Source organism: Wenzhouxiangella sediminis (assembly GCF_003410055.1).
Taxonomy (GTDB): domain Bacteria; phylum Pseudomonadota; class Gammaproteobacteria; order Xanthomonadales; family Wenzhouxiangellaceae; genus Wenzhouxiangella; species Wenzhouxiangella sediminis.
In genome coordinates this window covers 1-17,441 of the sequence record NZ_QUZK01000041.1, presented here as the reverse complement: position 1 = coordinate 17,441, position 17,441 = coordinate 1, and the positions used below count along the sequence as shown (strand labels likewise).

Below are 17,441 nucleotides of genomic sequence, written 5' to 3'. Positions count from 1 at the left end.
GCTCGGGATCGGTCGGGCTACCGCCGTTTCCGGATCGACTCGTGCCAGGCGAGCGGGTCGACTCGGAAACATTTGCGCATCTCTTCGTACAGCTCGGGATGCCTGTCCCTGAGCTGGCGCGGTTTCTCGTAGAAGGTCTCGACCAGCACCGCGAAGAACTCCTCGGGTGCGCTGGCGCCGTAGTGGTCCAGCAGGGTTCGCGCGCCGTGACTTGCCCGGCGCTGCAGCTGCTCGAACTCGCGTCGCATCACCCGCGCCCAGCTGGTGTACTGCGAACGCTGGTGCAGCATGGGCGCACCGTCGACCGTGCCGTCGGCGTCGTCGAGCTTGTGGGCGAACTCGTGCAGGATCACGTTGTGCCCGTCCTTGATGTCGCGACTGCCGGCCAGGGCGGAATCCCAGGAAAGCACCACCGGCCCCCGGTGCCAGGACTCCCCCAGCCGGGCCTGCCGCCCCACCGACTGCACCAGACCGTCGTAACTTTGGTGCTGGGACACGAAGGTGCTCGGGTAGAGGTAGATCGTCGAGAAGTTGGCGTACTGGTCGTGCGGCCGGTTGAGCAGCAGGATGCAGGCGTTGCCGGCGATGGTCACGCGCATCTCGTCGGTGACCTCCAGGCCCTGGAAGCCCTCGAAGGTCTTGTCGTTCAGGAACAACTGGACGTGGCCGTGCAGTTCCCGCTTGAGGTGCTCGGGCAGCCCGCGGTAGAGCGGGACGTTGCGCTCGAGGATCTCGCGCCACCGCTCCGGCAGCGGTGTCTCGGCAATGGCGCGACGCCGCTTGCGGCGCCAGCGGCCCCACAGCCACCAGCCCAGCGCGGCAAGGGCGACGGCGAGAAGGATCTCCATCAGGTCGTGGCCCCGCCGATGTCTGGAACAGACGCTGCCGTATCAATAGAATGAAGGCGGGCAAGGCAAGTACGGGCACCGCGATGACCGAAGCACGCGATCACTGTCCCGACTGCGGACACAAGCTCCACCCGCAGGAACTCGAAGCGCTTTTCAGCGGCAGCAAGCTCGACTGCTGGTACTGCACGGCGCCGTTGAAGGCCCGCGCGCAGGGTCACCTGGGCTTCCTTACCCAGACCGCGGTGGCCATGATCCCGCTGGTCGACAGCCTGATGGGCAACGACCCGCCCGAATGGCTGGGCTTCGCGCTGGCCGGCCTGATCGTCCTGGCCATCCAGGTGCTGCCGCCGGGCCTGGTGCACGGCGCGCCCTGGGTGCGGATCGTCAACCGCAAGGCCCAGACCGCGCTGCCGCAGGAATGACCGCCGCGCGCCGTCAGTCGCGCACGGCATCCTGCACCCACTGAAAGGCATACCAGAAATAGTCGCCGCTGCCGTCGCTTGCCGGCGCAGTGCAGTTGATCTTGTTGCGCCCGGTCGAGCCGCGCCCGTCGACCCGGATGTCGACGCGATGCGGCGGGCCTTCTTCGAAAGACGCCTGCAACCGCTCCCCGCCGGCCGAATAACAGGCCAGCTGGGCCGCGCGGTAAGTGCCGTCTTCCAGCGCCAGCCGCAGCGAGCGCAAGGGACCGCGCACGCCGTCGCCGGGCGGCTCGGGTTCGGCCTCGACGACGGGCAGGGGGCGCGTACGCACGGCGAGCTCGAAACGGTCCATGCCGTCGAAACCGCTGGCCATCGGAAAACGCGGCACCGACAGCGGGTCGGTACCCGGTCCGACAGCGCCGGAACGCTGCGCCAGGCCGAAGGCGTGGTCGTCGCCGACGAGCCCGGCGAGCTCGGCCGAATCCTCGCCGTAGGGGTAGGCGAAAATGTCCGGCTGCACGCCGATCGCCTCGTCGATCCGGCGTCCCGCGCGCTCGAGGTCCGCGGCCACGCGCTGCTTCCAGGCCTCCCGGCTTTCGCCTTCCTCGCGGGCGATCAGGTGGGCATGGCTGGCGCTGTGATTGCCGATGAGCACCCCTTCGGCGTGCAGGTCGCGAAGCTGGTCCCAGCTCATGTAGGGCGAATGGCCGGCATCGATCGCATCGGTGTTGACGAACACCGCGAAAGGCCAGCCGCGCTCGCGCAGCATCGGCCGCGCCTGGGTGTAGACCGACTCGTAGGCATCGTCGAAGGTGATGGCAACCACGTTCGCCGGCACCGCCTCTTCGCCGCCGATGACCGCGGCGAGCAGCCGGTCGACGGGCCAGACGCGGTAATCGTGGGCCTCGAGATAATCGAGATGCGCCTCGAAGCGCTCGGGCGTGACGCTTGTCGACGGCGGCGTGTCCGCGCTGGCGTGGTGGTAGAGCAGGACGACGCCGTGGGGCTCCTGCGCCGCGGCCGGCGAAGCCGCCCCGACGACGACCAGCACCATGGCAATCACGCGCGCCATCATCATGGCGCCCCGGCAGCCGCCGCCGAAGCGCTCGCGGCCGAGTCGTCGTTCATCGCCTGCCCGATGAGCTCGCGGTTGGCGCGGATGATCTGCTTGATTTCCTCGACGTAGGCTTCGCGCCGCTCCGAATAGCGGATCAGGCCGTCGGCCAGGCTCAGCGCTTGCGGCCGGCGACCGGCCTCGCGCTCGTCCAGCCGGATGCGCCGCAGGGGCAGGTAAGACGGATGGGTGTTGAGGTTGTTGATGTAGCGCCGCACCGACTCACGCACGGAATCGAAGGCGGCGACTTCGTGGGCGGCGTCGGTATTACGCCGCGAGGGCACGATGCCGCAGCCGCGCGCATAGCACCAGTGGCCAAACAGATTGTTGCCCTGGCGGGCGAATCGCGACCGCCCCCAGCCCGATTCCTTGGCCGCCTGCACCAGCGCCAGCGGAGCCGGCACGGTGTCGACCCGGCGAAGCAGCAGCGCCAGGGTCTCCTCGCGTGATTCGCCGGGCCAGGCCAGCTCGTACTCGGCCGCCAGGTTCTTCATCCAGCGCCGGTCCAGGAAGGGCAGGCGCTCGCCGTCGGCGACCCGGGGCGCGATCTCGAGCAGCTGCCGGCGCTGTTCGAGCACGCGCTCGTTCTCCGAGACCACGATGGGCGCCAGGAATCCGAAGAAGGCCTGCTTGCGCTCTTCGACGCGCTCGAACGCATTGAAGTCGGGCAGAGTCTCGGGCGCCGGGCGCAGCAGCGCATAGCCGGCGACCAGGACGATCGCCAACACCACCACGCCCTCGCTTGCCCAGCGCGACGGCTGGCGCGGCGCCAGCCTCGGCCCTTTGTTCCGGGTTGCTCGGGATGCTTCGGTTTCTTCGTTCATATCGCTAGTTTGCCATCAAGCCCGCCAAGCAGGCGTGTTGCCGCTCTCTTAAGGACTAACAGGTGCGGGCAGCGCGGCCCCGGGGCAAGCCGCCGGCTCAGCCCTCGTCGCCCCGGCGCCTGAAGTGGGCGCCCAGGTTCGGTGGCCGGTACTCGTCGTCGTCGCGCCAGCGGCGTTGGGCGGACTCGTCAACCACCTCCCCCGATCGATACTCATCGGCCGCCGCGATCGGGCGGTGCCAGGGCGGGATCAAGCGAAACAGTCCGCGGCGGCTGCGCGCCGGCCCCTGGAACACGTCCGGTGCGGCATCGACGCCCTCGACGGCCAGTCCGCACAGGCGGGCCTGGCGCACCATCCAGTCGAAGGCCAGATCGGATAGCCCGTCGTGGGGACTGCCGCCGCCGACATCGCCGTGCACGCCGACGAACCAGCGCTGCTCCATGGCCTGGCCGCTCGCCTCAGGATGCCGCTGCCAGCGCGTGGCCTTGAAGTGCCGGCGCTTTTCGTCGATGGCCAGGGCGTGATAGGCGAAGCGCACGGTCGGCCCGAGCTGGGTGTCGTGAAACTGCACCCGCCGGCTCAGCGGGCTGCTGTGCAGCAGCAGCGGATTGCCCAGCGCGCCGACCGTGTCCCAAACCCCGATGAAGTGGATCGGCGTGCGATGTTCCCAGCTCAGGCGCTCGCGGAAGCGCACGGCTTTCGACCCGTCGGGGTGCTTGAGCGGCGAGCGGGACTTGTACAGTTCGAATGCCTCGTCGACGTGGTCGGAGAACTCGCGCTTGAGGATGCCGGCGTTGTAGATCAGGCCGCCGAGGCTGCGCACGGTGAACGCACCGCGGCTGTAGCCGAAAAGGAAGAGCTCGTCGCCGGGCTCGTAGTGCTCGACGACGAAGCGGTAAGCGTCCTTGAGGTTGTCCGACAAGCCCCATCCGGTCGCGCCGGCGAACCATCGGTAGAGCCAGTTGCCGTCGGCGCCCACGCCGGGACCGTAGTAGACGCGCTGCTCGACGCCCAGCGAATCGCCCCCGGCCACGGCTTCGGCCAGTCGCGGAACGCTCGTCGGAGCCGGCTCGCCGTCGCGCTCGCGATCGGCCGAACTCCAGGTTCCGTCACAACAGACGACGATTCGTTTCATGCCGCATTCCCCGGTGCCCCGGGGAAATGCTACGCGCCTGGCCTCAGCGCATCAATCCGTGCGATCAAGCGGGTCGGCGCCAAACCCCGGCGCTCAACTACAAGGCGAACTGGATGATCATCTCCAGGGCTTCGTCACGGGAAATGACGCCGTCCTGGTTGGCATCGAACTCGTCGAAGATCTTCGAACTCACACCCACCCCGTGTTCGCCGGTCAGGCAGCGCACCAGTTCGACGAACTCGCCCCTGGAAAGTACGCCGTCGTTGTTGGTGTCGACCTGCTTGAACATCTCGTCGACCAGTTCTTCGCGTTTCATGCCCGTCCTGCTCCGTGTATCTGGGGTGGTTTTCGGGCAAAGATAACACTCTTCGATTGAACCGTTTCCGCCAATCGGGACACTGTAGGGGCAAGAACGAAAAACAAAGGCGGCGTTTCGTTGCGAACCGAGAAGGAAAAAGCCCTGGACACCTACCTGGCAGCCGCCGCCCGGACCGGCGACCGCCAGGCCCTGGGCCGGCTGGCCGAACGCTGGCACCCCAGGCTGCTTGCACACGCCTATCGGCTGACCGGCGAGAAGCAACTGGCCGCCGACACGGCGCAGGAGGCCTGGACCGACATTCTTCGCGATCTACCTTCGCTCGACAATGCGGCAGCCTTCCCCGCCTGGGCCTTGCGCATTGTTTCGAGGCGCTGCGCCCGCTCGATCCGCGGCCGCCAGCGCCACCGTGCCGGCGAGGCCGCCCTGGCGCGGGAAGAACGCCACGGCGCGGAAACGGACAACGAGCCGGAAACGCAGTCCGAGATGGCCACCATCGGCCGCGCCATCGACGAGCTACCCCGCCGGCAGCGTGCCGTGCTGGCGCTGTTCTACACCGAGGGCCTGCGCGTTGCCGAGATCGCCGCGGCCATGGACATCGCCCCCGGCACCGTCAAGACCCGACTGATGCACGCGCGAAACAAGTTGCGTGCCCGACTCGAAGGAGAAACGACATGAGCAAGATCGACGACCTGATCCAGGAATCGCTGTCCGAACGCGACGAAGCCCTGATGGCCGAACTGAACCGGGAACCCGGCTATTTCAAGCAGGCCTTCGGCCTGTTCCGCGGCAAGCTCGGCTGGGTGATGTGGGTGGTGATGAGCGGCCAGCTCATCGTCTTCGTCGCCGCCGTGTTCACCCTCTGGTCGCTCTTCCACGCCCAGGATCCCGTGGAAGCCATCCAGTCCGGCGTGATCGCCGTCATCCTGGTACAGATCATGACCTTCCTGAGAGGCTTCATGGGCGACCACTTCGAAGCCAACCGCGTCCTACGCGAAATCGCCCGCCTCGAACTCCGCCTGATCTCCCAACGAGACGAGCCATCCCCGGAGGACCGCTAGTGTCCGCCGCTCATGCTGCCAGAACTCGCTCGCAAAATGACTGCAATGAATGCTACGTTGTTAAGGAGCGACTGAGAGCGTAGCGAGCTTGTGGCTGACAGTGGCCGCCGGAACGGAGCGACCGGAGCGCAGGTGGAATGGCCGGTGCGGTTTGCGCGAAGCGCAAGAAGCGCCGGACTGGAGCCGTCGCGCGTGTACGTTTAAGTACATGAGGATCGCGAGTACCGCCGGAGACCTCTGGCTCGCACTCAGTGAAAGTTTCAGAGGAGGCGCTGAGAGCGGCCGCGCAGTAGCTCTCAGCGCCTCCGAAAAGCGCCCGTAGCTCAATTGGATAGAGCATCAGGCTTCGAACCTGAGGGTTGGGGGTTCAAGTCCTCCCGGGCGCGCCATTCCCTTCCTGTTCGGCTCACCAGGGAACGGTCTCACCCCGATAATCGAGGAATGCACCGGAATCGGCCGCCTCGAGATCCGAGATCACGGCCAGCAATTCACGCGCGGCAATGTCGGGTGCACGCACTTTCAATCCCTGCTTCCCGAACGGCGCCGACAGGCCGGTATCGACCGTGCCCGGATGCAGCGCCACGCAAACGGCGTCCTTCGCGCTGCGGCGCAGCTCGATGCTTGCAGTGCGCACGAACTGGTTGAGCGCCGCCTTCGATGCACGGTAGCTGTACCAGCCGCCGAGGCGGTTGTCGCCGATCGAACCGACGCGGGCCGACAGGGTCGCGAAAACCGACTTGCCCTTCTTCGGCAGCAGGGGCAGGAAGTGCTTCATCAACAGCGCCGGACCCGAAGCGTTGACGGCGAATGCCTTGGCCAGGTGATCCGGATCGAGCTGCGACCAGGTCTTCTCCGGTCCGAACTCGTCGTTGTGCAGAAAGCCCGTGGCGTCGATCACCAGCCGGACCTCGCCGGCCTCGCGATCAACCCATTCGGCAGCCGCACGAATGCTGTCCTCGTCTGTGACGTCCAGCGGCGGGTCGCCGCGCCGCGACAGGCCGATGACCCGCAAGCGGTCGGAATGCGATTCGAGCTGGGCACGAAGCGCCGCCCCGATGCCGCCGCTGGCACCGGCGACCACGGCAACGCCCTCGGCGGGAAAGGGCTTGGCGTCCTTGGGTTCGATCATGACGATTGGCGTCCGGGAGAGATCACAACCATTCGCGATCATCCATCCTGACCCGGCAAGCGGGCGTCAAGGCCTGCCGTTATCCCTGCCGCGTCGGATCGTTGCGCCCGTACTGGTCGTGGCTGGAGACCCAGTCGAGCGACGAAATCGCCGCGCCCAGCGAGATCTCGCCGGCGAGTACCGTGCCGGCGATGATCTCGGCGAACTGCATCACCTTGCCGGGGCCCTGGCAGTTCATGATGGCCAGGCTTTCGGATTGCGTGGCCAGGCCGGTACCGCCGCCGATGGTGCCGACGATCAGCGACGGCAGGGTGATCGAGATATAGAGGTCCTTCTCTTCGGTCAGCTCGGTGTAGAGAATGCCGGCCGAGGACTCGGCCACGTTGGCCACGTCCTGTCCCGTCGCGATGAAGATCGCGGTGATCGCGTTGGCGGCATGGCAGCCGTTGTTGTTCGCGCCCGAGAGCATCGAGCCGATGTTGGCGATCTTCGAGTGCGTGTAGAGCTGTTCTGTATCGGCATCCATGACGTCGCGCAGCACGTCGCGCTTGACCGTGCACTCGGCGGTCACCCGCTTGCCGCGCGTGCGCATGGCGTTGATCTGCGAGGCCTTCTTGTCGGTGGCAAAGTTGGACTCGAGGTAGAACTCCTTGACCTCGTCGCCGGTGTAGTTCTGCAGGATCCAGTTGCTGGCCGCAAACGTCGCCTTGCCGACCATGTTCATGCCGGCCGCGTCACCGGTGATGAAGTTGAAGCGGGTGTAGCAGAAACGGCTGGCCAGGTAGTAGTCGACGTACTTCAGCGACACGAAGCGGTCGGACTCGCTGCACACCTCGCGCAGGGTCTCGGTGCGCTCTTTCAGCCAGTCGGCAAAGCGACGCGCGGCGGCCGCGTCCTCGAAGCCGAACACCGGCGCGCGCTGCATGTTATCGCCGACCACCGTGCTCTTGACCCCGCCGGACTCGCGAATGACGCGCATGCCGCGGTTGTAGGACGCCACCAGCGTGCCTTCGGTGGTCGCCAGCGGCACGTAGAACTCGCCCTGCGCGTGCTCGCCGTGGACCAGCAAGGGGCCGGCTACCCCCAGCGGAATCTGGGCGGCACCGGTGAAGTGCTCGATGTTGCCGCGCGTGATCTTCGGGTCGAAAGCGTAGCGGGTGATGTGCTCGATGTCGGCGCCGGTTCGCTGCTTCACGAAATCCTGCCGGGCCCGGATGATCGCCTCGCCGTAGTCGTCCTCGGGATCGCGCGGAATCGTGTCCGGGGCACGCTCGCCCGACTGCAGCCGGTCGCTCACCTTCACCGAAAGCTTGCCGAAAGGCGAGGCGCGAAACGCCAGCTCGATCTCGTGCTCGCCCTCGGCAAGCCGGTCGATCGCCAGCTCCAGCACCAGCAGGGTGCCCAGCGGGAAATCGAGCCCGTCGCCGGAGAGCAGCTCGGGCAGCGGCGCGCCCGGCCGACCGTCGACCGACATCAGGATGCGCTCGGGCGCGATGACCTCGCCGTCGATGCGCACCTGCTCGACGGCTTCGAGCCGCGCCGGGCTGAGCCGGTTCTTGATCGAGAAGACCACGCCGGCCTCGGTGTTGCGCAGGCTCGCACGGTTGTAGAGGCGCTTGAGCAGGGCCTTGGGAACAAAACGCATCATTCGGGTCACTCCCGCGCCGTCCAGCGGCGCCCATCGAATCGATTCACTGCGATCTTAGGACGATGCCGCCCGAGCGCTCTTGCTTCAGATCAAGGCCGAAGGCGATGCCGCCCGACCCCCATATGCCGTTCATCGCCGGGGGCGGAGTAGAGCCCGGGCAGCGACACTGGCATAATGCGGCTTGTAGGCAGTTCGCAATGGGGATTGCGGACCGTGATTTTCATCGCTTTTTTCAGGTAGCGCCCGGCCGAAGGGCCAGGGCTTGCCAGGGGGGACAGGGACACCGTGAACAAGCCGCAAAGGGAACAATCCTTCCTGATTCGCGACGCGCTTGCCAACATTCTCAGGGTGGGCAGCCTGATCGCCATCGCCGTCGGGCTGTTCGCCATGACCTCCGGCGGCGTGATGGTCTATCTCAACCTCACCGCGCAACTCGAGCTGGAGCGCTCCGACCGGGTCGCCTCGCAACAGGCCGACCGCATCGGCGAGGCGCTTTCCGACATCCAGACCAGCCTGCGCGACGCCAGCGTTGTCGATGCTGCCCGTTCGGCCACCGCCAACGGCTCCGCCTCGAACGACGCCCTGCGAGCCGCCCTGCGCGACCGCGGCGTGGTGAGCATTCTCGACGCCCGGGTGCTGCCCGGCGAGATCGACGCTTTTGCCGTGAATGGCGACAACGGGCTGGACTTCGCCGCTACCGAGATCGTCATCGAGGCGATCCGCAACGGACGTGCCGAAATCCGCGTGCTGCAGCCGGGCACCCCTTCCGAGAGCCTGGCTTTCGCTCAGACCCTGCCGGGCGAGAGCGGCGTGCTGCTGCTGCGCCTGACGGTGAGCGTGATCACCAGCCTGATCGAGCCCGCCGAATCGCTGGACTTCATGGCGCTGGCCCAGCGCGGGAACCGCAATCACACTTTGCTGGGCGCCACCGGCGGATCAACCGCCGCACGCATCCGCGAGATCCCCATCGCCGGCAGCGGCCTGGTGCTGCAGTGGAGCCGGGCGGTGGTCCAGGCGCCGCTGACCAACCGCGACGCCGTGATCCTGGGCAGCTCGGGCGTGATCGTGCTGATGATCGGCCTGCTGCTGCGCCGCCGCACGCGCCTGGCGCGCTATCTCGGCGCCGCGACGCAGGGAGCCGAGCCGGCCACCGCTCCCGAGCCCGAGCGGGTCGCGAAGCCCCGCCGGAATTCGCCGCGCCAGGCGCGCAAGACCATGGTGCTCGACCCCGAGCCGGCTCCTGCGCCGGCCCGCGCGGCATTCGATGCCGAAGACGACGAACCGCCCACGGTGGTTGCACCGTCGCCGGACCTGCCCGAGTGGCTGCGCGGCGACGTCGAGGCCGACCTCGAGGAACTGGCGCGGGCGGACTCGGAACTGGAAGCCACCCAGCCGGCCGCCGGCCTGCCCTTTTCCGAACAGGGCAGCGACCCTGACGACGAGCTGCTGGAAGACTTCGATACCTACCAGGGCGTCGACCCCTCCCTGTTCCGGCCGGACGGCTTCTACGGCCGGGTGGACAAGGATCTGACCGTCTCCGACATGGTGATCCTGGGCCAGGCCATCGGCTCGGAAGCGGCCGAGCGGGGCCTGCGGCGCATCTGCCTGGGCCACGACGGCCGCGAGTCCGGCCCCGAGTTGCTCGAAGGCCTGAGCCAGGGCCTGAGCGTGAGCGGCGTGGACGTGATCGACCTGGGCGCCGTGCCCGCGCCGGTGGCCTGGTTCGCGGCCATGCGCATGCAGCAGGCCGGCGGCGTGATGGTCACCGGCGGCGAGCGCGAGGAAGACATCAACGGCGTGGAGATCGTTTTCGACGGTCGCTGGCTCGGGCGCGAGGAGCGCCGCAACCTGCTCGACCGCATCCGCAACCAGGAATACGCCACCGGCGCCGGCGAGCGAACCCGCGGTGACGAACTGGCGTCCTACGGCGAACAGCTGGCCGCCAACCATCGCCTGCAGCGGCCGCTGCGCGTGGTGCTCGACTGCGGCAACGCGGTCAACGGCGCGCTGGCACCGGCGCTGTTCGAGTCGATGGACGTCGACGTCATCGGGCTCAACGCCGACGCCGAGACCCGCGCCGACCAGGTGGCCGCCTTCGACAGCGAGGAGCGCGCCCAGGACCTCAAGCTCTGCGTCGACAACTTCGCCGCCGACCTGGGCCTGGCCTTCGACCGCACCGGCAGTCGGCTGCGCGTCGTCGTGCCCGAGGGCAAGGCGGTCGATCCGGCGCGCCTGAGCGCCCTGCTGGCCGGCGACCTCGCCGAACAGACCGAAGAACCGGCCGTGGTGGCCGACGCGGGACTGGCAGCGCAACTGACGGCCCGGGCGGCGGCCGAATTCCAGGTCATCGCCGCCGACGGCGACGCCGTGGCCGTCCAGCAGGCCGTCCACGATCGCGGCGCCGCGCTGGGCCTGCATTCCGACGGAGCGGTTTGCAGGGCGAGCGACTGGCACGGCCTGCCCGACGCCTTTCACGCCGCCGCATGGTTGCTCGCCGTGCTGGCGGCCGACGCGCGTCCACCCAGTGAAGCCCTGTCCGGTTCCGGCGAGACGGGCAACGGGACGGAATCGGCCTGACCCCTGTAAAGTGTGATTTATTTCCCAAAACGGCTGGGTTAAGATCGCGCTAATAGACTGCCTTTTCAGGGGGCGTTCTTGGGCGAAATCAGCACCCACGACTACACCAGCGTCATCGGTCGCGCGTTCGGCAACTTCATCGTCGTGCGCGAGCTCGGCCGCGGCGCCATGGGCGCGGTGTTCATCGGCTACCAGAAGACGCTCAAGCGCCAGGTGGCCATCAAACTGCTGCCCAAGGCCCTGGCCCGCAGCGAGTCGGCGCGCCAGCAGTTCCGCGACGAGGCCGAGACCATCGCGGTGCTCAACCACCCGCATATCATCACCATCTTCGACAGCGGCGAAGACGACGAGTACTTCTACCAGGTGATGCAGCTGGTCGAGGGCCAGGACCTCGCCCGCATCCTGGCCAAGCTGCGACGTCACCCTGTGCCGACGCGCCGCATCCTGCCGCTGCACCACACCGTTCGCCTGGTCGGCGAGGTGCTCGACGGGCTGGAGTTCGCGCACGAGGAAGGCGTGATCCACCAGGACCTCAAGCCCGCCAACATTCTGGTCGACAACCGCAGCGGGCGGGCGCTGATCGCCGACTTCGGCATCGCCAAGACGCGCCAGATCGAGTTTTACGCCCGCGGCCTGGTGGTGGGCACGCCGCAGTACCTCTCGCCCGAACAGGCCGCGGCCAAGGACACCGACCGGCGCACCGACATCTACTCGATGGGGGTGATCCTGTTCGAACTGCTGGCCGGCCGGCTGCCCATCCGCGACGAATCGGGCAAGCAGACCGTGGTGCGCAAGATCAAGCAGCCCGACACTTTCTTCACGCAACCCCCGGCCGCCTGCTCACCGTGGATCGATCCGGTCATGGAGGGCATCATTCTCAAGGCCACCGCCAGCGAGCGCAGCAAGCGCTATGTGAGTGCACGCGCCTTCGGGCAGGCCATCAGGCGCTGGGCGGACGCCAACCTGCAACGCGACCGGGCCGCGCCGTGAACCAGCCCAGCGCCCACAACCTGGACGCGCGCACGGCCGAGTTGATCGCCCGCCAGCTCAACTCCGCCTACATGAACGCCTGCGGCTTCGGCATGGACCACCCGACCACCGCACGGGCCCTGGAAACCTTCCACGGCACGCTCGGGGCCGCCCTGAACAAGGATCGCTCGTTGTCGCTCATCCTCGACCGCGGCACCCTGTTCGTCGAGAAACACCCGGTCGGCGCGCGCTTCAACCCCAAGCGCATGGTCGACTCCTTCAACGAGATGGGCCTTGAGTCGATTACCTTCAGCAAGGGCTTCAGCGAGTCCGACGCCAAGGCGCTGGTCACCGTGCTGGCCAAGCTGCTGGAGTATCCCTCGCTCGACGCCGCCGAGGCGGAGCTGAGACCGCGCCAGTCCGGCGCCATCCAGTTCAACTACATCGTCTACCGCAAGGTCACCTCCGACCAGAAGGTCGTCAGCAGCGAGGACTCCGGCATCGACCGCGGCGAGTCGGTCAGGCGCAAGAAGCCGAAGGAACAGGTCTCGGCAGCAAGCGAGCGCGTACTCGGCCAGCTCGAGTCCTACTTCTCGCTCGGCCAGCTCGCCGGCGATCCCGACGCCGCCGCGCAGCGGCTGACCGAATCGAGCGGCGGGAACAACGACAATCGCACCCGGCTGGTCGAACATCTCAAGCGACTGGTTCGCGAAGTCGAGATGGGCGGCGGCGACATCGAAGGCCTGTCGCCGGAAGAACTGTTCACGGCCATGAGCACGCTGCGCCAGCGCCTGCACAAGTCGGTTTCGGCCCACGAGGACGTCGACCGCATCATGGCCGACGGCGGCGGCGTGGTCAGCGAGGTCGACGAACTGACCTACTCCACCCTGGTCAACCTGGTGCGCGAGGAATACCGCGGCGGCAATTTCTCGGTCAAGCGCATGGCCCAGATCATCAACCGCATGCTGCCCGACGCGGGCGATCTCAAGCGCCTGCTGCCCCGGCTGCGCAAGGGGCTGATCGAAGAAGGCATGCCGCTCGACAAGTACACCCAGCTGGTCCACGAACTGTCCAACGAACTGCGCGGCGAGCACCTGGTCAGCGCGCTGGAAGCAGGCGCCGAAAACGTCGGCATGGACGTCGAGGAGATCGTCCAGAAGATCCAGGACGATCCCACCGAGGCCGCGCGACTGGTGGTGCTGGCCGGCGAGCTGCGCCAGGGCGGGGTCAGCGACCAGAACCAGCTTTCCGCGGCGTTCACCGACTACATCGAGCGCGTCAGCCAGAAGCTCGCGCTCAGCCGCTTCTCGCACGGCGAACCGCTCGACCCGGGCACCCTGGGCGACCAGATCTCGCGCGTGCAGAAGGAGCTGATCGAGCGCATGGGCGAGGGCGGCATGTCGCCGGAAGCCTCGCGGCAGCTCGAGCAGGAGCTGGAACAGCGCATGCCGCAGCTGCGCGAGTCGAGCAAGATGGAACTGTTCGAGCGCATGCTCGGCGGCAGCGAACAGCTCACCGACACCCTGGTGCTCGACTGGCTCGAAAAGCAGGTCGAAAGCCGCGACGAACTCGACGAGCTCAGCGAGGCGATCACCGATCGGCTCAAGCGCCACGGCTACTCGCCGCAGCAGGCCGCCCGCCTGATCGACGAACTCGTCGAGCGGCTCGACGGCGACGAGGAGCCGCCGAAGCTGCCACCGACTGTACTCAGCGTCAACAACACCGCGCTGTTCCTCAAGCACCAGGTCAAGGCCGCGCAGCGCTACGGCAACCCGTTTTCGGTCATCAAGGTGCTGGTCGAATGGCTGGTGCCCAACGACGGCGGCCCGCCCCGGCGCCCGCGCAAGAGCGACATCGGCGAGCTGCTGCCCGAACTCTATTTCCGCATCGTGCGCCTGGCCCGCGACCTCGACCTGGTCGGCTCGCTGGAGAAATCCCAGCGCGCCGTGCCCTTCATCATCCTGCCCATGACCGAGCAAGAGGGCGCGAGGATCTTCCGCCAGCGCCTGCTCGACGTGCTGGCCGAGTTTCCCTTCCGCCTCGACAGCGGCGAGTACACGCTCACCTGCACCGTCACCGCCGTCGGCTTCGACACCGACCAGGACAAGGACGCCAACACCTTCGTCCACCGCCTCAACGAGGCCCACCAGGAAAACCGCTCCGACACCGCCCGCCGGGCAGCGCAAGCCCCTGCGCAGTCACGCTCCGGCGGCGCGGCCTAGACGCCCGAGCGCCCAAGCGCCTGGCGCGGGTGAATCAGCCCTCGGCCGCCCGCGCCTTGCGCCGGCGCTTGTTGGCGGCGAACGCGATGCCCTGGGCGTTGATGTCGAGGTCGAGCTTCAAGTGGGACCACACGTGTTCGTTGCGGCCGAGGTTGCCGTGGCCGTCGAGCAGGCCGGCGACATAGTCGTAGAGGCGAGGGCGGCAGTAGGCTTCCAGTTCCTCGTCGGGCAGGTCGCTGGCCTCGGCGTCGTCGCGCAGGCGCTCGGCGAAATCCAGGTGGCGGATGAGCTGCTCGGCCGCCGTTTCGATATCGGTCACGGCCCCGAAGTGCGTCACGTAGATGCAGCTTGGATTTTCGTCGACCAGGCGGCGGATCGACTCGCGCGCGAGCTCGGGCTCGAAGTCGGTCGGGCTGGTCGAGGGGAAGGCGAAGGTGCCCTCGCCCTGCAGCATGGGATAGACCAGCCCGAAGGCATCCCCGGCAAAGATGGCGCCCGAGGCGCTGTCGACGATGCAAAAATGATGATTGGCGTGGCCGCGCGTGTGCAGGAAGCGCAGCTCGCGGCTGCCGAATGGCAGGGTCTCTTCATCGTCCATGACCCGCACGCGCTCCTCGGCCACCGGCTCGATCGTGCCGTAGAGCTTCCTGAAAGTCTCTTCGCCGTACACCGCCGAGGCGCTGGCCACCAGCTTGGAAGGATCGATCACGTGAGGTGCGGCGCGCGGATGGGCCAGGACGGTCGCGTTCGGGCAGGCTTTCGCCAGCTTCGAGGTGCCGCCGGCGTGATCCAGGTGCACATGCGTGATGATCAGGTACTCGACCTGATCGGGCGAAAGCCCCTGTTCCTCGAGCGCGGCCAGCAGCCGCGGCACGGCAAAGTTCGTGTTGTTGTCCACGAAGGCCGCACGCTCGCCCTCGACGATCAGGTAAGCCGCGGCGATCTCGGGCCGGTCGAGATAGTGCGTGTCGATGGTGTGGATGCCGGTCATGTCGTCTCCTCGGTTATCCGTTCAGCGTATCACTGGCCGGGCGGTTTTCGACCAGCATCCCGGCGGTCCGGGGCGCTTGTGCGGGGCTCGACCATACTGTAGCGTATGGACAAGCCCATCGGCCGCCCCACAGGAATCCATGTCCCAATCCAACTACCTGATCGATCTCTACGATCGCTGTGCGCGCTGGCCGTTCGGGCAGGCGCTGTTCTCGCGCCTGTTCGCCCGCAAGGCGCCGTACTTCGCCACCATCGGGCCCCGGGTCACCGAACTGCGTCCCAATTTCTGCGAAGTGCGCTTTGCCAAGCGCCGCAAGGTGGAAAACCACATCGGCACCGTCCACGTCATCGCCATCTGCAACGCCCTGGAAATGGCCATGGGCGGCCTGGCCGAAGCCACCATCCCCAAACACCTGCGCTGGATCCCGCGCGGCATGCAGGTCGACTACACCGCCAAGGCCGATTCCGACATCCGCGTCACCGCCGAGACGAACCCGGAAGACTGGAAACCCGGCGACCTGCCGGTGAAAGTCACCGCCTATCGCGCCGACGACACCGTCGTGGTGCAGGGCACGATCATGCTCTACGTCTCGGAGAAGCCGCCGAAGGCCTGAAGAACGTTGGGTATTTGGTGCGGCGCTCAGTAGTGGAACCGGCACTGGGCGATCAAGAGAGCGTCACCCTCCACCGCATAGACCAGTCGATGTGCCCGATCGATCCGACGCGACCAGAAACCGGTCCAGTTGCCCCGCAATGGTTCCGGCTTGCCTACGCCCTGGAACGGGTCGCGCTGAATGGCCCGGATCAGATCGTTGATGCGCTTGAGTTTCTTGGGGTCGGCTTTCTGCCAATAGCGGTAATCGGCCCAGGCGTGCTCGTGAAAGCAGATCTTCACTCGATCAGTTCACGCGCTTCGCCTTCGCCCCGCCGCAAGCCCTCGATCGCTTCGGTCAAGCGTGCCGCATTGCGCGGGCTCGACATCAGATACAGGGTTTCCTCGATCGAGGCGTAGTCGTCCGCCGAAAGCAGCACGGCCCCCTTGCCCTTTTGGCGGGTGATGTACAGGGGCGCGTGGTCCTCGTTGACTTGGTCCATGGCGCCGGCCAGGCGACGGCGCAGGTCGGTATAACTGATGGTGGACATGCGCGAATCTTATTGTACAGAAATCTGTACGTCAAGTGAGGGCTCACGCCTCGGTCACTCACCCGGGCGGGCCGAGAAGCGACGCATCACCCCGCGGGCGCGAAACGAATCGGCCTCGATCACGAACCCGGCGCGCTCGACCGCGGCCACGGTGTCGCGATTGGGATGGCAGCCGCCGCTGACCAGCGTCCAGGCCGGCTGGATCCAATCGAGCACCCGCGCGCCCAACCTCGAGCGCGCCTGCACATGCTCGAGCATCAGCAGCCGGCCACCCGGCCGCAACACCCGCTTGATCTCGCCCAAGCCCCGATCGGCGTCCGGCACGCTGCAGAACACCAGCGAGGAGACCACGCAGTCGAAAGCATCGTCGGGAAAGGGAATCGCCTCGGCCGTGGCGCAGACCAGTCTCGCGTCATGATCATCCCGCCTGCGAGCCCAGCACAGGGCCTCAAAATTGGGCTCGAGCGCGAACAACTCGACATCGGCACCGTAGCTCGTCAGGCCCAGGCCCGTCCCGCAACCGACCTCCAGCACCCGTCCGTGCGCGCCGGCCACCAGCTCGCTGCGCCAACGCGCAATCCGCGGCGCCAGGCGCATCATCAGGTCATACAGCCAGGGAATCTGCTCGACGCCCCGCATGGTCACTCACCCTCGGCAGCCGGCCCGCAGGCCATCAGAACCGAAAATACACGAACAAGCGCCCCGGGTTCTTCGAGTCCTTGTCCACGCGGTGATAGAGCGGCTTGATGTCCGGGCGCTCCAGGAATTTCAAGACCCGCTTCTTGAGCTGCCCGGAGCCCCGACCCGGGATGATCTCGACCTCCTTGATCTTCTTGTCCACCGCCTCGTGGATCACCCGCTCGAGCTCGCGGTCGATGGCGGTGCCGCAGTTGTAGATGTCGTGCAGGTCGAGCTTGAGTTTGGCCAAGGGAGTGTCTCCGCTGGATCGGCTACTTCGGAAGTCTAGGGACCCTCTGAAGAAGTCTGCGCGGAGCGCGTTTCAGTCGGAAAAGCCGCAGATCGTGTGGTGCGACCCGAGTGAC

The 17,441-nt window shown here is 67.1% G+C and carries 19 protein-coding genes and 1 tRNA gene; 8 read left to right on the top strand and 12 right to left on the bottom strand.

The annotated features are described in order from the left end of the window. Positions 1 to 17 precede the first annotated feature (17 nt). Positions 18 to 848 carry a M90 family metallopeptidase gene (locus tag DZC52_RS10225; protein ID WP_220338330.1) on the bottom strand — a complete coding sequence of 277 codons (831 nt, stop codon included), beginning with the start codon at positions 846 to 848 and terminating at the stop codon, positions 18 to 20. Positions 849 to 931: 83 nt separating this feature from the next. Here DZC52_RS10225 and DZC52_RS10220 point away from each other — a divergent pair, with 83 nt between their 5' ends. Then, positions 932 to 1,270 (top strand): prepilin peptidase, encoded by a 339-nt coding sequence (locus DZC52_RS10220; protein ID WP_147307656.1) that lies wholly within the window; start codon positions 932 to 934, stop codon positions 1,268 to 1,270. A gap of 13 nt (positions 1,271 to 1,283) precedes the next feature. On the opposite strand, the gene DZC52_RS10215 is transcribed toward DZC52_RS10220, so the two are convergent. From DZC52_RS10215 to DZC52_RS15915, 4 genes are all read right to left on the bottom strand, one after another. Continuing rightward, positions 1,284 to 2,342, bottom strand: a complete 1,059-nt coding sequence (locus tag DZC52_RS10215; RefSeq protein WP_181918893.1) for a polysaccharide deacetylase family protein — start codon at positions 2,340 to 2,342, stop codon at positions 1,284 to 1,286. Positions 2,343 to 2,344: 2 nt separating this feature from the next. Next, positions 2,345 to 3,208: a glucosaminidase domain-containing protein gene (locus tag DZC52_RS10210; protein WP_116651048.1), complete on the bottom strand. Its 864-nt coding sequence runs from the start codon at positions 3,206 to 3,208 to the stop codon at positions 2,345 to 2,347. A gap of 97 nt (positions 3,209 to 3,305) precedes the next feature. Beyond that, positions 3,306 to 4,343 (bottom strand): DUF2235 domain-containing protein, encoded by a 1,038-nt coding sequence (locus DZC52_RS10205; RefSeq protein WP_116651047.1) that lies wholly within the window; start codon positions 4,341 to 4,343, stop codon positions 3,306 to 3,308. Positions 4,344 to 4,440: 97 nt separating this feature from the next. Further along, positions 4,441 to 4,878, bottom strand: a complete 438-nt coding sequence (locus DZC52_RS15915; RefSeq protein ID WP_342766689.1) for an EF-hand domain-containing protein — start codon at positions 4,876 to 4,878, stop codon at positions 4,441 to 4,443. Between DZC52_RS15915 and DZC52_RS10195 the strand changes: the two genes are divergently transcribed. The 3 genes from DZC52_RS10195 to DZC52_RS10185 all read left to right on the top strand — a co-directional run bounded on the left by DZC52_RS10195 (position 4,780) and on the right by DZC52_RS10185 (position 6,109). Then, positions 4,780 to 5,337, top strand: coding sequence for an RNA polymerase sigma factor (locus DZC52_RS10195; RefSeq protein ID WP_116651045.1), 558 nt, complete (start codon positions 4,780 to 4,782; stop codon positions 5,335 to 5,337). The genes DZC52_RS15915 and DZC52_RS10195 overlap by 99 nt on opposite strands. After that, on the top strand, positions 5,334 to 5,720 hold the full coding sequence (locus DZC52_RS10190; RefSeq protein WP_116651044.1) for a DUF6768 family protein: 387 nt from the start codon (positions 5,334 to 5,336) through the stop codon (positions 5,718 to 5,720). Before DZC52_RS10195 ends, DZC52_RS10190 begins: the two co-directional genes overlap by 4 nt. 312 nt (positions 5,721 to 6,032) lie before the next feature. After that, positions 6,033 to 6,109: transfer RNA gene (locus tag DZC52_RS10185), tRNA-Arg, on the top strand. Positions 6,110 to 6,126: 17 nt separating this feature from the next. Here the strand turns inward: DZC52_RS10185 and DZC52_RS10180 are convergent. Together DZC52_RS10180 and DZC52_RS10175 are read right to left on the bottom strand one after the other, a co-directional pair. After that, positions 6,127 to 6,849, bottom strand: a complete 723-nt coding sequence (locus DZC52_RS10180) for an SDR family NAD(P)-dependent oxidoreductase (protein WP_116651043.1) — start codon at positions 6,847 to 6,849, stop codon at positions 6,127 to 6,129. Between the two features lie 79 nt (positions 6,850 to 6,928). After that, entirely contained in the window at positions 6,929 to 8,497 is a 1,569-nt protein-coding gene (locus tag DZC52_RS10175) for a hydroxymethylglutaryl-CoA reductase (protein ID WP_220338329.1), read from the bottom strand. Between the two features lie 285 nt (positions 8,498 to 8,782). Between DZC52_RS10175 and DZC52_RS10170 the strand changes: the two genes are divergently transcribed. The 3 genes from DZC52_RS10170 (at position 8,783) to DZC52_RS10160 (ending at position 14,265) form a co-directional block, all read left to right on the top strand. After that, the gene (locus DZC52_RS10170) at positions 8,783 to 11,074 is read left to right on the top strand and encodes a phosphohexomutase domain-containing protein (protein ID WP_147307655.1); all 2,292 of its coding nucleotides are present in this window, start codon (positions 8,783 to 8,785) and stop codon (positions 11,072 to 11,074) included. Positions 11,075 to 11,152: 78 nt separating this feature from the next. Further along, the gene (locus tag DZC52_RS10165) at positions 11,153 to 12,064 is read left to right on the top strand and encodes a serine/threonine protein kinase (protein ID WP_116651041.1); all 912 of its coding nucleotides are present in this window, start codon (positions 11,153 to 11,155) and stop codon (positions 12,062 to 12,064) included. After that, a complete protein-coding gene (locus tag DZC52_RS10160; protein ID WP_116651040.1) occupies positions 12,061 to 14,265 on the top strand; it encodes a hypothetical protein in 2,205 nt (734 codons plus the stop codon). Before DZC52_RS10165 ends, DZC52_RS10160 begins: the two co-directional genes overlap by 4 nt. 34 nt (positions 14,266 to 14,299) lie before the next feature. On the opposite strand, the gene DZC52_RS10155 is transcribed toward DZC52_RS10160, so the two are convergent. Next, positions 14,300 to 15,256, bottom strand: a complete 957-nt coding sequence (locus DZC52_RS10155) for an MBL fold metallo-hydrolase (protein WP_116651039.1) — start codon at positions 15,254 to 15,256, stop codon at positions 14,300 to 14,302. A gap of 139 nt (positions 15,257 to 15,395) precedes the next feature. Here DZC52_RS10155 and DZC52_RS10150 point away from each other — a divergent pair, with 139 nt between their 5' ends. Then, positions 15,396 to 15,869 carry a hotdog fold domain-containing protein gene (locus tag DZC52_RS10150; protein ID WP_116651038.1) on the top strand — a complete coding sequence of 158 codons (474 nt, stop codon included), beginning with the start codon at positions 15,396 to 15,398 and terminating at the stop codon, positions 15,867 to 15,869. 26 nt (positions 15,870 to 15,895) lie between these two features. On the opposite strand, the gene DZC52_RS10145 is transcribed toward DZC52_RS10150, so the two are convergent. Genes DZC52_RS10145 through DZC52_RS10130 form a run of 4 tightly spaced genes read right to left on the bottom strand, consistent with a single transcriptional unit; the run spans position 15,896 to position 17,326 of the window. After that, entirely contained in the window at positions 15,896 to 16,150 is a 255-nt protein-coding gene (locus DZC52_RS10145) for a Txe/YoeB family addiction module toxin (protein ID WP_116651037.1), read from the bottom strand. Then, positions 16,147 to 16,398, bottom strand: coding sequence for a type II toxin-antitoxin system Phd/YefM family antitoxin (locus tag DZC52_RS10140; protein ID WP_116651036.1), 252 nt, complete (start codon positions 16,396 to 16,398; stop codon positions 16,147 to 16,149). The genes DZC52_RS10145 and DZC52_RS10140 overlap by 4 nt, the downstream gene beginning before the upstream one ends. Before the next feature lie 54 nt (positions 16,399 to 16,452). Next, positions 16,453 to 17,037, bottom strand: a complete 585-nt coding sequence (locus DZC52_RS10135; protein ID WP_116651206.1) for a class I SAM-dependent methyltransferase — start codon at positions 17,035 to 17,037, stop codon at positions 16,453 to 16,455. 34 nt (positions 17,038 to 17,071) lie between these two features. Continuing rightward, on the bottom strand, positions 17,072 to 17,326 hold the full coding sequence (locus DZC52_RS10130) for a Smr/MutS family protein (protein WP_116651035.1): 255 nt from the start codon (positions 17,324 to 17,326) through the stop codon (positions 17,072 to 17,074). Between the last annotated feature and the right edge of the window lie 115 nt (positions 17,327 to 17,441).

What these genes read in the sequence shown, in the direction of transcription:
- DZC52_RS10225 (WP_220338330.1), bottom strand. Translation starts at nt 848, where the DNA reads ATGGAGATCCTTCTCGCCGTCGCCCTTGCCGCGCTGGGCTGGTGGCTG.
- DZC52_RS10220 (WP_147307656.1), top strand. Translation starts at nt 932, where the DNA reads ATGACCGAAGCACGCGATCACTGTCCCGACTGCGGACACAAGCTCCAC.
- DZC52_RS10215 (WP_181918893.1), bottom strand. Translation starts at nt 2,342, where the DNA reads ATGGCGCGCGTGATTGCCATGGTGCTGGTCGTCGTCGGGGCGGCTTCG.
- DZC52_RS10210 (WP_116651048.1), bottom strand. Translation starts at nt 3,208, where the DNA reads ATGAACGAAGAAACCGAAGCATCCCGAGCAACCCGGAACAAAGGGCCG.
- DZC52_RS10205 (WP_116651047.1), bottom strand. Translation starts at nt 4,343, where the DNA reads ATGAAACGAATCGTCGTCTGTTGTGACGGAACCTGGAGTTCGGCCGAT.
- DZC52_RS10190 (WP_116651044.1), top strand. Translation starts at nt 5,334, where the DNA reads ATGAGCAAGATCGACGACCTGATCCAGGAATCGCTGTCCGAACGCGAC.
- DZC52_RS10180 (WP_116651043.1), bottom strand. Translation starts at nt 6,849, where the DNA reads ATGATCGAACCCAAGGACGCCAAGCCCTTTCCCGCCGAGGGCGTTGCC.
- DZC52_RS10175 (WP_220338329.1), bottom strand. Translation starts at nt 8,497, where the DNA reads ATGATGCGTTTTGTTCCCAAGGCCCTGCTCAAGCGCCTCTACAACCGT.
- DZC52_RS10155 (WP_116651039.1), bottom strand. Translation starts at nt 15,256, where the DNA reads ATGACCGGCATCCACACCATCGACACGCACTATCTCGACCGGCCCGAG.
- DZC52_RS10150 (WP_116651038.1), top strand. Translation starts at nt 15,396, where the DNA reads ATGTCCCAATCCAACTACCTGATCGATCTCTACGATCGCTGTGCGCGC.
- DZC52_RS10140 (WP_116651036.1), bottom strand. Translation starts at nt 16,398, where the DNA reads ATGTCCACCATCAGTTATACCGACCTGCGCCGTCGCCTGGCCGGCGCC.
- DZC52_RS10135 (WP_116651206.1), bottom strand. Translation starts at nt 17,037, where the DNA reads ATGCGGGGCGTCGAGCAGATTCCCTGGCTGTATGACCTGATGATGCGC.